Consider the following 14,556-nt stretch of genomic DNA (forward strand, 5'->3'; position numbering starts at 1 on the left):
AAAGTATGTAAAAAAGAGCATGTTATTTTACATGCTCTCATCAATCGTAATTTTACGCCTTCTTTGTTTAGGGATACGAATTTTGAGGACTCCATTTACATATGATGCATTTAAATTATTTGTATGAATCGGATATGGTAATGCGATAGTCCGACTAGCTTTATTTAATGAATGCTTCTTTACATAATATTGCTTTTTTTCATTGGTTTCTTCCAATTCTTCAACATGATTGACAGTGATTGTAACATATCTTTCTGAATATTCGATGTCGATTTGTTCTTTTTTAATCCCAGGTATCTCTGCTGAAATAATAAGTTCTGTATCTGTTTCGTACATTTCCACGGGTATGGATGCAAAGGGAAACGGCCTTTCAAAGAAATCATCAATGGTATCTAACAGACGTTTAATAGGTTGTTGGCTAAAGAATTCATTCATTGATTTCATCAGTGGACCGAATGACTCATTATCATATTTTCGGATTGGTTTATCTGACTTTTCGTCTTTCACGCTTTTCTCCTCCCTAGACGCTTTATCTACTCACACTATATTCAATTCCATTGAAAATGTTTTTGTTTTAGGCATGAAAAAAGAACTGAGCTTAAATTGGGCTCAGTTCTGTCTTATAAGAATAGTTCATCCTCTAAGGTTTCTGGATCAACAATGATATTCCCTTTTTCATCAATTTCGATAATCTCTTTTTTCTTTAATTTAGTTAAAGTTCTGCTGACTGTTTCACGTGTAGTTCCAATCATATTCGCTAAATCTTTATTCGTGAATTGTGTGGTCATCATGATCCTACCATCGGAGAGTACTCGGCCATCTGTATTACATAGGCGCATGATTAACTTAATTATTTGTTCATATGTATTATTTAAAATTTGAGCCTCCAAACGATTTTGAAGGTCTACAATTTTCTCTCCCATTACGCGGAAAAGCTTAATGCTAACCTGTGGATGCTGTAAAAGAACATTCTCGAAATGAGAAATGGAAATAACCACTGCTTGCGTATCCTCCATAACTAGAGCATAAGCTGGATAATTCCCTTTTCGGAAAAAACCAACATGGGGGAACATATCTCCATCTTTTTGGACTGTTACAATTTGTTCCTTCCCATTTATATCATTTTTATATATTTTGACTTTACCTTTATAGATAAAATAAACATTCTTTAAAGGATCATCCTGCATAAAAACATGTGTACCTTTTTTATATTGACGATATTGAGCAATGTTCACCATCTCATTTAATTCATTGCTCGTTAATTCTTTGAAAAGTGGTACCGTTCGTAAAACCTCAGTTATTTCAATCCGATTCATTTGCTTTCACTCCATGTTTTCTCTATTACTTTAAGTGTACCAAACTACTAGATTATAGGTAAAGTATTACCAGATTTCAGGCAGAGAGAATTTACCAGGCTAAAAGGTCGTTGTATTAAAGTATGAAAGAAAAACTAGTCCTTATCACTTAAATAATAAAGAAATTTACTTCATATGTAATATTTTCTCGTTTTTATTTATAGATTTAATGTAGAAATCAAAATGGTTTCAAAAAATAGTATAGGGGGTCAATTGTTTGAAAATGAAGCTTTCAGTTGCATTGGTCTTATTGCTTTCTATCTTTTTAGCTTTATCTGGTTGTTTTAGTGGTGAATCAACAACGAATGAACCAGAAAAGCCAACAACTCCTAGTGAGGAAGGAAAAGAGAACGATCAGGAAGCATCTGGACCAAAGATACTTCGCCTTAATAATAATGAAGAGCCTGGTTCATTACATCCTGGTACTGCACAAGGAACACATGATTCATGGATTCTTGAACATGCATTTGAGGGTTTAACAAAAAAGACGCCTGAAGGAGAAATCGTAGCTGGAATGGCTGAATCATGGGAGCCAAGTGAGGATGGACTCACATGGACTTTCAAGCTTCGTAGTGATGCAAAATGGTCCAATGGTGACCCTGTTACCGCTCATGATTTCGAGTATGCTTGGAAATACGCACTAAACCCAGAAACTGCATCTACATATGCATACCAACTCTATTATTTAGAGGGTGGAGAGGAATACAACTCTGCAGAAGATGGTGCGGATTTAGCTGCACTTGAAGCTGCGGTTGGTGTAAAAGCAGTAGATGATACAACATTAGAAGTTAAGCTAGCCCAACCAACTCCATATTTCCTAGATTTAACATCTTTCTATACGTATTATCCAATTAATAAATCCGTACAGGAAGCAAATCCAGAATGGTACCAGGAAGCAGATTCCTATGTATCAAATGGTGCTTTTAAATTGACTGAGTGGAAGCATAAAGAAAGCATGAAGCTTGCAAAGAACGAAAACTATTATGATAAAGACAAAATCAATTTAGATGAAGTTCATTTTGTTATTATCGATGATGAGAATACATCATGGCAAATGTACCAATCGGATGAGTTGGATTTAGTATATCCTTTACCTCAGGATGTCATTGGACAATTAAAGGATCAGAACAACCCTGAGTTCGAAATTGGAACGGATCTTGCTGTTTATTACTACAATTTAAACACAGAGAAGAAGCCATTTACTAATGTAAAGATTCGAAAAGCATTATCAATGGCGATTGATCGTGAAACGATTGTGGAGCATGTGGCTCAAGGTGGTCAAAAAGCTGCCTATTCGATTGTACCGCCAGGAATTCCTGATGTTTCAGGTGATTTCCAAGAAAATACAGGAAAACTATTCGAAGCTAATATTGAAGAAGCGAAAAAGTTAATGGAAGAAGGACTAGCTGAAGAAGGGCTCGATAAGTTTCCTGCTGTAACGTTAACTTACAACACGTCTGAAGGACATAAGATGATAGCGGAGGCTGTTCAGGAAATGTGGCGTAAAAATCTTGGAGTTGACATTACATTAGAAAACGTCGAGTTCCAAGTGAAGCTAGACCGAGAAAAAGCAGGAGATTATGAAATTTCCAGAGCGGGCTGGGTTGGTGACTATGTAGATCCAATGACATTCATGGATCTATGGGTAACAGATGGACCATATAATGATGCGAACTGGAGCAATGCTGAATACGATAAGCTGGTTAACTTGGCGAAAACAACAATGAATCAAGAAGAACGAATGAAAGCCATGCATGATGCAGAAAAAATCTTAATGGATGAAATGCCGGTTGTTCCAGTTTATTTCTATACAAAACCATTTACTGTAAAACCACATGTAACTGGCATCTTCACACCAATTAATAGTTATCCACAGTTCATTTATGCAGATATCAAAAAATAGGTATCTAGGAAATCGAGGTATGCTGGAATCCAGCATACCCGATTTTTACTTGCATATGATGTGCTGACGACTACGTTTGCCAAAGGATATGGCCGTTTGTAGTTGACGATCCATTAAATAAGGGGGATAACATGCTTAAATATATTGGAAAACGGATAGTCCTTGCAGTTGTAACCCTTTGGGTAATTATCACACTTACATTCATCTTAATGCATAGTATTCCAGGAAACCCATTTGCCCAAGAAGGTACAATGCCAGAGGCAGTCTATAATAATCTTCAAAGCTATTATAATTTGGACAAACCTTTACTTGTACAATATGGTCTTTATTTACTTTCTATTTTACAGTTTGATTTTGGGCCTTCTTACAAATCCTCAACCCTAACAGTGAATGACTTGATCGTGCATGGCTTCCCTGTTTCCTTGCATTTAGGAACACAAGCCTTATTGATTGCAATCCCACTAGGCTTGCTCTTTGGAATCATTGCGGCACTTTATCGTAATAGATGGCCAGATTATTCCTCTATGATTCTAGCAATTATCGGGATTTCCGTACCCAACTTTATTCTGGCAACCTTTCTTATTAATTACTTAGCCGTGGAATTACGTTGGTTTCCAGTTGCAACCTGGAAATCTTGGTCCCATACGGTACTTCCAACTCTGTCACTTGCGATGATGCCAATGGCCTTTATCGCGAGGTTAATGAGGTCAAGCATGCTAGAAGTGATGAGCCAGGACTATATATTAACTGCAAAATCCAAGGGACTTAAAAAAGGTGCAATTATTTTGAAGCATGCGATTCGAAATGCAATCTTGCCTGTTGTAACAATTGTTGGAATCCTTATTGCCAATATTGTAACAGGAAGCTTTATTATTGAAAAAATCTTTGGTATCCCAGGGATGGGAGAAATGTTTGTAACGAGTATTTTTAATCGAGATTATCCAGTCATTCTCGGTTCGACGATTTTCTACTCTGCAATCCTCATTCTTTTTATTCTCATTGTTGATATCGCCTATACGTGGATTGATCCTAGAATTAAAGTAACGGGGGAGAGTAAATGAAAAATCAACCAAATCTTACAGAAGACATGTTTGCACCTGTTGAGCAAAAATATACGGAAGCAGAAAAAATTGCTAGACCTAGCATTTCCTATTGGGGGGATGTCTGGAACCGGCTTAAGGAAAACAAATTAGCGATGCTTGGGCTCATTATCATCATCATTATTGGAATCTTGGCGATTATCGGACCCTATTTAAACGGATACACGTATTATGAGCAGGATTTCACAAAGAAGAACCTTCGACCGAATGCAGAGCATTGGTTTGGAACGGATGCATCTGGAAGAGATTTGTTTACACGTGCATGGTATGGTGCTAGGATTTCGTTGTTTATTGGGCTAATGGCAGCTCTGATTGATTTTGTAGCGGGGATTATTTACGGAGGTATTTCCGGTATACGTGGAGGCAGAACCGATAATATCATGATGAGAATCGCGGAAGTGCTTTATGCCATTCCATACTTATTGATGGTTATTTTAGTGATGATTGTACTTGAAAGAGGAATATGGGCGATTATTATAGCAATGTCAATAACCGGTTGGATACCGATGGCGAGACTAGTACGCGGACAGGTACTTCAGCTCAAGGAATATGAATATGTTCAAGCTGCAAATGCAATGGGGGCGAAAACCTCGTGGATTTTACGCAGGCATATGATACCAAACACGATGGGACCGATTTTAGTTAACGTGACATTAACCGTTCCAACTGCGATTTTTGCAGAAGCAACACTTAGCTTTTTAGGTCTTGGAATTCCTGCTCCGCAAGCAAGTTGGGGAACGATGGCAAATGATGCATTAGGTAGTATATTAATCGGTAATTTCTATCAACTATTTTTCCCAGCGTTTCTCATCTCGCTGACAATGTTTGCTTTTAATGTGTTCGGCGATGGATTAAGAGATGCACTCGATCCGAAATTGCGGAAATAGATAGGGGGATAAGTAGATGGAAAATATATTAGAAATTAATGATTTGAATGTTTCATTTGATACAAGTGCTGGGAAGGTTAAGGCGGTTAGAGGAGTTTCCTTTTCAGTGAAAAAAGGGGAAGCAATCGCCATTGTTGGGGAATCAGGCTGTGGGAAAAGTGTGACAGCCAAATCAATCATGCGACTTCTTCCATCTCCACAAGCCAAAATTGAAAAAGGCTCGATCATGTTAAATGGAGAAAATATTGTCCGAAAATCAGAAAAAGCGATGGGAAAAATAAGAGGAAATGAGGTAGGGATGATATTTCAGGATCCGATGACATCATTAAACCCTACCACAAAGATTGGGTTTCAAATTGCAGAAGGAATTATTCGTCATAGAAGGATTTCCAAAAAGGATGCACTTGAGCATGCTATTAAAATGCTTGAATTGGTAGGGATTTCACAGCCTGAAAAACGCATTCATCAATATCCTCATGAATTTTCTGGTGGAATGAGGCAGCGAGTTATGATTGCGATCGCCCTTGCCTGCAGGCCAAGACTTTTAATAGCAGATGAACCCACTACTGCACTTGATGTAACCATTCAGGCTCAAATTTTGCAACTAATGAAGGAACTTCAGCAGAAAACAGATACATCAATCATTTTAATTACACATGACCTAGGTGTTGTAGCAGAAATGTGTAGTAAGGTTGTTGTGATGTATGCAGGTGAAATCGTGGAAACAGGTAGTGTTGAAGAAATCTTTTCTAAACCGACTCATCCATATACGAAGGGATTGTTAAAATCTATCCCACGGCTAGATATGGATAAACATGAAAAACTCTCAACCATTACTGGTACCCCTCCAGATTTACTTGACCCGCCAAAGGGATGCTCATTTTATCCAAGATGTGAAATGGCAATGAAAATTTGTGCAGAGCATAAACCGGAATTTGAGGCAGTTAGCCCGACCCAATACAGCTCGTGTTGGTTAAAGCATCCGATGGCTAAAAATCGTAAGCATTTCGTCTAAGGAGGAGGTTTGCAAGTGGCTGTAAAAACTCAAAAGTTGATTGAAGTGAAAAATGTGAAGAAATACTTTCCCATCCAAAAGATGCCACTAAAAGCGGTTGATGATTTAAATTTAATTATTAATAAAGGGGAAACGGTTGGGTTGGTAGGTGAAAGTGGCTGTGGAAAATCAACTGCGGGAAAAACAATCATCCGCTTAATGGAACCTACAGCCGGTGAGGTCCTTTTTGAAGGGGAAAATATTTATGAGTTTAATCAAAGGCAAATGAAGGAACTACGCAAGGATATGCAAATTATTTTTCAAGATCCATATGCTTCACTAAATCCAAGGATGAAAATTGAGGATATTATTGGGGAGCCACTTGATATTCACCATCTCGCAAAAGGTAAAAAGAGAAAAGAACGGGTCCATGAACTTTTAGAATTGGTTGGGCTTCGTCCAGAGCATGCCAATCGATTCCCGCATGAATTTAGCGGGGGACAAAGGCAACGAATAGGAATTGCGAGAGCATTGGCGGTTCACCCAAAATTTATAGTTTGTGATGAACCAATCTCAGCATTGGATGTGTCCATTCAGGCGCAAATTGTTAATCTGTTAAAGAGTTTACAGGAAAAAATGGATTTAACCTATTTATTCATTGCCCATGATTTATCAATGGTTAAATATATATCAGACCGAATCCTTGTGATGTATTTAGGAAACATGGTCGAACTCTCGGATAGCGGGTCTCTGTATGATGAACCACTGCACCCGTACACAAAAGCTTTGTTGTCCGCGGTTCCAATCCCAGACCCAACTGTGAAACGGGAGCGAATTGTACTAGAAGGGGAGGTGCCTACTCCATTATCTCCACCATCGGGTTGTGTGTTTCGAACAAGATGTAAATATGCAATGGAACGATGTGCAATTGAAATTCCAAAGTGGAAGGAAGTAAAGCCGTCTCACTTCACAGCGTGCCATTTATATGATGAATAATACGGCAGTTTTACAAATATAGGCAGAAAGTGGTATAATATTTAATTAATAGAGATAAATTAATAATAATACTTATTATAAGGAGTTTCTCAGGGAAACCTAGCGCTTTGTTTGCGCTCTTAGAACTACTTTTTATAATAAGTTTTTTTATTATAGCTGTAATGGTTTTTGTAACGTTTCGTGCCGACCAAAACAAAGGAGATGATTTGAATGGCTTTTGGAAGAAGACCAGTCGAAGAAATTGTTACTGAAGAAACGAAGGTGTGGGAATGCACATCTGAGGAATGTAATGGATGGGTACGAGATAATTTTAAGAGTACTACAGAACCAAACTGCCCATTGTGTGGATCAGAAATGGAGACAAATACAAGATTATTACAGGTTGTGAATAACCATAATAAAAGCTTTTTAGCATAAGATTATACGTTGTTTTCCTCCACTAAATTTTTTTTGAAAAATAGAATCGACTTTTTGGTTATAAAAAGTTTTTTCTATGGACATAATAATTCATGCAATACCTTGCAACAATATTTTGTTGCATTACATAGGAGGAAACATAATGGCACAAGGAAAAGTAAAATGGTTTAACAGTGAAAAAGGTTTTGGATTTATCGAAGTTGAAGGTGGAGACGATGTATTCGTACACTTTTCAGCAATCCAAGGCGAAGGGTTCAAAACGTTAGAAGAAGGTCAAGAAGTTACTTTTGATATCGAAGAAGGTAGCAGAGGACCACAAGCGGCTAATGTTCAAAAAATGTAAATGAACCAAATATAAACCGTTCAAAACAGATTCTATTTTAGGATCTGTTTTTTTGATTGTTAAAAGGAAATGAAAAACCCCCTGAGCAAAAAGTCAGGGGGCATTATATTAATTTGTAGCGGTCTTGCCTGAAGTTGCTTTTTCAAGCGTTGGCATTCCTTTTCCACGTACATCTACTCGTTTAATAAACAAAGCTAAAATTAAGGCAACAATATTAATACCTAGGGCAACAAGGAAGGAATAATTAATGCCCGCAAGTAAAGCTTGTTTGCCAATAAGAACTTGTGTTGTTTCAGTTATTGTAGTTGGATCCATATTTGCTACAAGGCTTTCACCTTCAGTTTTAGCGACACTATTCATGATTGTTACTAAAACGGCGGTTCCGATAGAACCAGAAACTTGTTGAGCAGTATTATTGATCGCTGTTCCATGTGGATATAGATGTGCTGGTAGCTGATTTAATCCGTTTGTCATAATTGGCATCATGACCATTGACATTCCAAACATACGAAGAGTGTATGCTGTAATGATATAGGTGTATGAAGAATCAATCTGTAATTGTGTTAATAAATAGGTTGAGATTCCTGTAATGATAAGACCACAAATTGATAGAAGTCGAGGACCAAATTTATCAAATAATTTACCAGTAATTGGTGACATAATTCCCATAACAATGGCACCCGGAAGCATCATTAGTCCAGATTCGAATGGCGATATACCACGAACACTTTGCACATAAGCAGGAGTTAGAATCATTCCAGAGAACATCGCTACCGCATTCACAATGGCAATTAAAGAAGCTAGTGTAAACATAGGGTATTTATATGCTCTTAAATCGAGTATTGGTTTATCTAATTTTAATTGACGTAAAATAAATAAGATGAGTGTAATCCCACCAATAATTAATGATGTCAATACAAGGGAATCCGTCCATCCATCACTGCTTACAGAACTGAATCCGTATAATAACCCACCAAAACCAAGTGTTGATAATATTACAGAAAGGTAGTCGATTGTTGCATTTTTATTAACTTCCATCACGTTTCTAGATTTCCAAATTGCGAGAACTAAACTAATCACTGCAAGCGGTAAAATCATTTCAAATAAAACGCGCCAGTCGTAATGCTCAACAATATAGCCTGATAAACTAGGACCAATTGCTGGTGCCGTAATCATAACCAATCCGAAAACACCCATTGCAGTACCACGTTTTTCTAGCGGGAAACTCACGAGCATAATGTTCATCAACAATGGCCCCATTACAGAAGAACCTGCTGCTTGAACCATACGTCCTGCAAGTAATACTCCAAAGTTTGGAGCGAATGCAGCCATGGCAGTACCGATTGTAAAGATTAGCATTGATGTAATAAATAGGCTTCGGTTTGAGAACCTTGTAATTAGGAATGCCGAAGCAGGAATTAGCACACCACTTACAAGCATGTAGCCCGTTGCAAGCCATTGAACAGTTGAGTAATTTTCAATATTCAAATCAACCATAATAGATGGTAATGCAACATTTAATAATGAGTTATTTAAAAACGAAACAAAAGCCCCTACAAAAAGTAATGCTAACATCAAATATGGAGGCTTTTTTTCTTGTATTGTTGATTCCATAAATGTATCCCCTCAATTCATTCTTTAAATTATTACTTGAATGATTTTATACCACAAGTTCAATTTGTGCAATATATTTATACTTAAGGTATAATATTCTTATGAAAAAAATAAATTGGTTACATGGAATAAGAAGGAAATTAGTGGAGGGCGTATGAATAAGCGTAGGAGACGAGTAGCGGATATCGCATTAAAGTTATTTGTTGAAAAAGGATTTCAACAAACTTCCATACAAGATATTATTGAACATGCAAATATTTCAAAAGGTACTTTTTACAATTATTTCTCGAATAAAAATGATTGTATTGCTGAAATATTAGAGGGGCTTCGTTACGATGCTAGTCAAATTCGGATGGAGATGCAGGTTGGAAAAGACGAGACAGATCGAACCGTATTAATTGATCAAATATCGATTTTGACTGAATTAAATAAGGAACGAAATCTTAATACTATATTTGAATCAATATTAAATTCAAATGAAGTTGAACTTAAAAAAATGGTGATGCATCATCGCATTCATGAATTGGAATGGTTGGCTGGACGATTTGTGGAAGTCTATGGTGAAGAAGTTAGGGAATATGGGTTTGAACTTTCGATTCTCTTTTATGGAATGATGCATTATATCATATTTACAATCAAAATAACCAATAGTGAACAATCGATTCATCGTATTGTCGAAGTTGTGTTGACGTATTTAGAAGCTATTATTCCAATTATGAAAGAAAAGGGGAGTTCCTTGCTTGATCCCACATCACTCCATTTTTTACAAGCTAGAATTGATCGAAAAGTGCTTTCACTTGAAGAACTTTTAGATTTGGCAAAGAATTTAGAGAAGGAAGCCACATTTACAACAGACCAGCAAGATCTTTATGATACGATTGTGTCAGAATTGCAGCGGGACCGAATTCGCAAGAGTGTATTGCAGCCTTTAATAAAACCATTTCAGCAGTCTTTTATACAAACAGAAATGGAAACTCAAGTTAACACATTTACAAATTTTCTTTGGTATTTTATAAGAATGCAGTAATACTATGAAGTGAAAAGGGGTGTTTATGATTACGAAAAATGAATGGGGTTGGAACTTCGATAACAGTTACGTGCAGTTGCCAACAGAATTATTTGCAAAGACAACTCCAACACCTGTACGTGATCCAGAGCTCGTTATCTTAAATAAACAATTAGCTGAATCACTCGGTTTAGGTGTACAGGTTCTGGTGGAAGAAGGGGTCGAAATCTTTGCTGGAAATCAAATTCCTAATGGTTCTACACCTATTGCCCAGGCCTATGCCGGTCACCAATTTGGGCATTTTACGATGCTAGGAGACGGCCGTGCTGTGTTGCTCGGTGAACAGATTACACCTGATGGTGCTCGCTATGATATACAGCTGAAGGGGGCAGGGCGTACACCATATTCCCGAGGTGGAGATGGCCGTGCCGCAATTGGTCCGATGTTGCGTGAGTATATCATTAGTGAAGCTATGCATGGTTTAAGAATTCCTTCCACTAGAAGCCTAGCTGTGGTAACAACAGGTGAGCCGATTTATCGAGAAACGGTTTTACCAGGCGCAATCCTTACTCGTGTTGCATCTAGCCATATTCGGGTGGGCACATTTCAATTTATTGCAGGACTTGGAAAAAAAGATGAACTGCGGAAATTAGCGGATTATACGATTGAACGTCATTACCCCGAAATTAAGGATGAGGAACACCGTTATCTTGCACTTTTACGTGAGGTGATTCAACGTCAAGCGGCCTTAATCGCGAAATGGCAGCTTGTAGGGTTTGTACACGGTGTTATGAATACAGATAATATGGCAATAAGCGGGGAAACCATCGATTATGGACCGTGTGCATTTATCGATACATATGATCCGAAAACAGTGTTTAGCTCTATTGACACTGGAGGGCGTTATGCCTATGGAAATCAACCATATATCGGTGGTTGGAATCTTGCTCGTTTTGCTGAAAGCCTATTACCTTTACTACATGAAAACGAGGAAGAAGCACTTCAATTAGCACAGCAAGAAATATCGAAATACAATGGAATTTATCTGGAAAAATGGCTGACCGGAATGCGGGCAAAGCTGGGCTTATTCAATCAAGAGGAAGGTGATAAGGAACTAATTGAAGAATTCCTAGAGTTGATGGAACAAAGCCAAGCAGATTATACAAATATGTTTATCGCTTTAACCTTCGATAAGATAGATGATCTTGCCAGTAGTAGCGTAGATAGATTTAAAAATTGGCATCAAAAATGGAAGGAAAGACAAAAAAGACAGAAGGAAACAGCAAAAGATATTAAGGATTTAATGATAAATTCGAATCCAGCAGTCATACCGAGAAACCATCGAGTTGAAGAAGCACTTGAGAAGGCTCTTGAAGGTAATTACAGTGTCATGGGAAAACTTTTAGAAGTATTAAAAGCCCCGTTTGCACACTCAGAGGAGCAGGCGGAATTCGCAAATCTCCCGGAACCATCAAATACTCCATATCGAACTTTTTGTGGAACGTAATGAAAACTTTGAGCATGCCTTTAATGGTGTGCTTTTTTTATGCTAAAAATACCAACTGTATATTTAGGTGAAATCACTTCAAAAACGAACATTTATTCTGTACAATAAAGGTAGAAATTCTGAGGTGATGGTTAATGAAGTTTCGGAAAAACATCCATGAATTAATGGATTTTATAAAAGAAAACCCGCAATACGCAAAAAACATTGTTCACTGGCATACGATTGAGGCTACCTCCGCCAAAACAAAGGACCTTCCAGAATCTATTGATGATAGATTACAAGAAGCTTTAGATAAAAGAGGGATCCATCAGTTATATACCCATCAGCATTCTGCCTACGAAATAACACAAAGTGGGAAGAATTTCGTTGCCGTGACTCCGACAGCATCCGGTAAAACCCTCTGCTACAATCTGCCTGTTTTACAAACAATCGTTGAAAATGATCAGGCACGTGCACTCTATTTGTTTCCTACAAAAGCCTTAGCTCAGGATCAAAAAAGTGAACTAAATGAAATCATTGAGGAAATGGGAGTTGCGATTAACAGCTATACATATGATGGGGACACACCAGCAAATATCCGTCAAAAGGTAAGAAAAGCAGGACATATTGTCATTACGAACCCGGACATGTTGCATTCGGCTATTCTTCCTCATCATACAAAATGGGTCTCATTGTTTGAAAATCTGAAATATGTTGTGATAGATGAGCTACATACATATCGTGGTGTTTTCGGAAGCCATGTTGCCAATGTCATTAGGCGTTTGAAACGAATATGTGAATTTTATGGAAGTAGCCCAATTTTTATGTGTACATCAGCGACTATTGCAAATCCGCAGGAACTCGCTGAAAATTTGACCGGAACTAAAATGGAATTAATCCAAAATAATGGTGCACCAACGGGTAGAAAGCATTTTGTTTTTTACAATCCACCAATCGTTAATAAACCCCTCAATATACGTAGAAGTGCGACACTTGAGGTGCGAAAACTAGCCAGTGAATTTTTACAAAATAAAATTCAAACGATAGTCTTTGCGCGAAGTAGGGTGAGAGTAGAAATAATCTTAACGTATTTGCAGGAACTCGTGAAACATAAGCTCGGACCGAAAGCAATCCGTGGTTATCGTGGGGGGTATTTGCCTAAGCAACGCCGTGAAATCGAACATGGCCTTCGGAATGGTGATATTTACGGGGTAGTTAGCACAAATGCGCTTGAACTAGGTGTTGACATTGGACAACTTCAGGTGTGTATTATGACTGGCTACCCTGGAACGATTGCTAGTGCTTGGCAGCAAGCAGGTCGTGCTGGTCGACGCCAAGGAGAAGCTGTCATCTTCATGGTCGCAAGCTCAAATCCACTTGATCAATATATGATTCAAAACCCAGAATACTTTTTTAGTAGAAATCCAGAAACAGCTCGAATTAACCCTAATAATCTTGTGATTTTAATCGATCATATTAAGTGTGCAGCCTATGAATTGCCGTTTAAGACGGGAGATACATTTGGTGACCTTGATCTTGAGGATATTTTAGAATTTTTAACTGAGGAGAGGGTTCTGCATCAAAACGGGGATAAATGGTACTGGATGAATGATTCCTTTCCTGCCCACAATATTAGCCTGCGTTCAGCTTCACAAGAGAATGTTGTGATTATTGATCAGACGGATGTTGCGGCGGTGAAAGTGATTGGGGAAATGGATCGGTTTAGTGCAATGACCTTACTTCATGAGGAAGCTATTTACTTGCACCAAGGTGTACAATATCAGGTTGAAAAGCTAGATTGGGAAGAAAAGAAGGCTTTTGTGAGAGAGGTAGATGTGGATTATTTCACAGATGCAAACTTAGCAGTTAATCTTCGGGTTTTAGAGGTTGATAAGGAACGCTCAAATGAATCCATCGAAATTGGTTTTGGAGATGTATCCGTTCAAGCGATGGCAACGATTTTTAAAAAAATAAAATTTGAAACACATGAGAATATCGGATCAGGACCGATTCATCTACCAGAAGAGGAGCTCCATACATCTTCTGCATGGATAAGTCTAAAAAAATCAGAGCTAGAAGGATTTAGTGACGAGCGAATTGAAGAAGGCTTGGTAGGTGTTGCGAATGTGTTAAGGCATGTTGCTCCGCTTATGACAATGTGCGATTCGTCCGATTTGCATGTTGTTCCACAGGTGAAAGCCGTACACAATGAGCAGCCGACAATCTTTTTATACGACCGTTATCCAGGTGGAATTGGTTTAAGTGAAAAAGTCTATGATGCAATGGAAAATCTTCTTACTGAATCTGAAGAATTAATCCGAAAATGCGCCTGTGAAACTGGCTGTCCATCCTGTATTGGGACAGATGTCATTCAGAAAAAAGCCAAAATGGACGCACTAACCTTAATTTCCAAGCTGAAACAGAGTAAGTATGGAATATAGTAGAGGAGTTTCAT

13 protein-coding genes are annotated in these 14,556 nt (G+C 37.9%); 10 read left to right on the forward strand and 3 right to left on the reverse strand.

Going from position 1 to position 14,556, the window contains the following annotated elements; all coding sequences use genetic code 11:
- Nucleotides 1–27: 27 nt before the first annotated feature.
- A complete protein-coding gene (locus ABC371_RS15405) occupies nucleotides 28–507 on the reverse strand; it encodes an Hsp20/alpha crystallin family protein (protein WP_412897584.1) in 480 nt (159 codons plus the stop codon).
- A 113-nt stretch (nucleotides 508–620) separates the two neighbouring features.
- Nucleotides 621–1,316, reverse strand: coding sequence for a Crp/Fnr family transcriptional regulator (locus tag ABC371_RS15410; protein WP_412897585.1), 696 nt, complete (start codon nucleotides 1,314–1,316; stop codon nucleotides 621–623).
- Between the two features lie 262 nt (nucleotides 1,317–1,578).
- On the opposite strand from ABC371_RS15410, the gene ABC371_RS15415 reads away from it, so the two are divergent.
- From ABC371_RS15415 to ABC371_RS15445, 7 genes are all read left to right on the forward strand, one after another.
- Nucleotides 1,579–3,258, forward strand: coding sequence for a peptide ABC transporter substrate-binding protein (locus ABC371_RS15415; RefSeq protein WP_412899368.1), 1,680 nt, complete (start codon nucleotides 1,579–1,581; stop codon nucleotides 3,256–3,258).
- Between the two features lie 131 nt (nucleotides 3,259–3,389).
- The gene (locus tag ABC371_RS15420; RefSeq protein ID WP_412897586.1) at nucleotides 3,390–4,319 is read left to right on the forward strand and encodes an ABC transporter permease; all 930 of its coding nucleotides are present in this window, start codon (nucleotides 3,390–3,392) and stop codon (nucleotides 4,317–4,319) included.
- Nucleotides 4,316–5,245: an ABC transporter permease gene (locus ABC371_RS15425; RefSeq protein WP_412897587.1), complete on the forward strand. Its 930-nt coding sequence runs from the start codon at nucleotides 4,316–4,318 to the stop codon at nucleotides 5,243–5,245. The genes ABC371_RS15420 and ABC371_RS15425 overlap by 4 nt, the downstream gene beginning before the upstream one ends.
- Before the next feature lie 16 nt (nucleotides 5,246–5,261).
- On the forward strand, nucleotides 5,262–6,260 hold the full coding sequence (locus ABC371_RS15430) for an ABC transporter ATP-binding protein (protein ID WP_412897588.1): 999 nt from the start codon (nucleotides 5,262–5,264) through the stop codon (nucleotides 6,258–6,260).
- Nucleotides 6,261–6,341: 81 nt separating this feature from the next.
- On the forward strand, nucleotides 6,342–7,235 hold the full coding sequence (locus ABC371_RS15435; RefSeq protein ID WP_412899369.1) for an ABC transporter ATP-binding protein: 894 nt from the start codon (nucleotides 6,342–6,344) through the stop codon (nucleotides 7,233–7,235).
- 210 nt (nucleotides 7,236–7,445) lie between these two features.
- Nucleotides 7,446–7,652 carry a cold-shock protein gene (locus ABC371_RS15440; RefSeq protein WP_116352318.1) on the forward strand — a complete coding sequence of 69 codons (207 nt, stop codon included), beginning with the start codon at nucleotides 7,446–7,448 and terminating at the stop codon, nucleotides 7,650–7,652.
- Between the two features lie 142 nt (nucleotides 7,653–7,794).
- Entirely contained in the window at nucleotides 7,795–7,995 is a 201-nt protein-coding gene (locus ABC371_RS15445; RefSeq protein WP_136377992.1) for a cold-shock protein, read from the forward strand.
- Nucleotides 7,996–8,103: 108 nt separating this feature from the next.
- Here the strand turns inward: ABC371_RS15445 and ABC371_RS15450 are convergent, their stop codons facing one another.
- The gene (locus ABC371_RS15450; protein ID WP_412897589.1) at nucleotides 8,104–9,609 is read right to left on the reverse strand and encodes an MDR family MFS transporter; all 1,506 of its coding nucleotides are present in this window, start codon (nucleotides 9,607–9,609) and stop codon (nucleotides 8,104–8,106) included.
- 154 nt (nucleotides 9,610–9,763) lie between these two features.
- Between ABC371_RS15450 and ABC371_RS15455 the strand changes: the two genes are divergently transcribed.
- From ABC371_RS15455 to ABC371_RS15465, 3 genes are all read left to right on the forward strand, one after another.
- Complete coding sequence (locus ABC371_RS15455; protein WP_412897590.1) at nucleotides 9,764–10,636, forward strand: TetR/AcrR family transcriptional regulator; 873 nt, start codon at nucleotides 9,764–9,766, stop codon at nucleotides 10,634–10,636.
- Between the two features lie 25 nt (nucleotides 10,637–10,661).
- A complete protein-coding gene (locus ABC371_RS15460; RefSeq protein WP_412897591.1) occupies nucleotides 10,662–12,122 on the forward strand; it encodes a protein adenylyltransferase SelO in 1,461 nt (486 codons plus the stop codon).
- Nucleotides 12,123–12,256: 134 nt separating this feature from the next.
- On the forward strand, nucleotides 12,257–14,542 hold the full coding sequence (locus ABC371_RS15465) for a DEAD/DEAH box helicase (RefSeq protein ID WP_412897592.1): 2,286 nt from the start codon (nucleotides 12,257–12,259) through the stop codon (nucleotides 14,540–14,542).
- Nucleotides 14,543–14,556 lie beyond the last annotated feature (14 nt).

Source organism: Bacillus jepli (assembly GCF_047238305.1).
Lineage (GTDB): Bacteria > Bacillota > Bacilli > Bacillales > Bacillaceae_L > Ferdinandcohnia.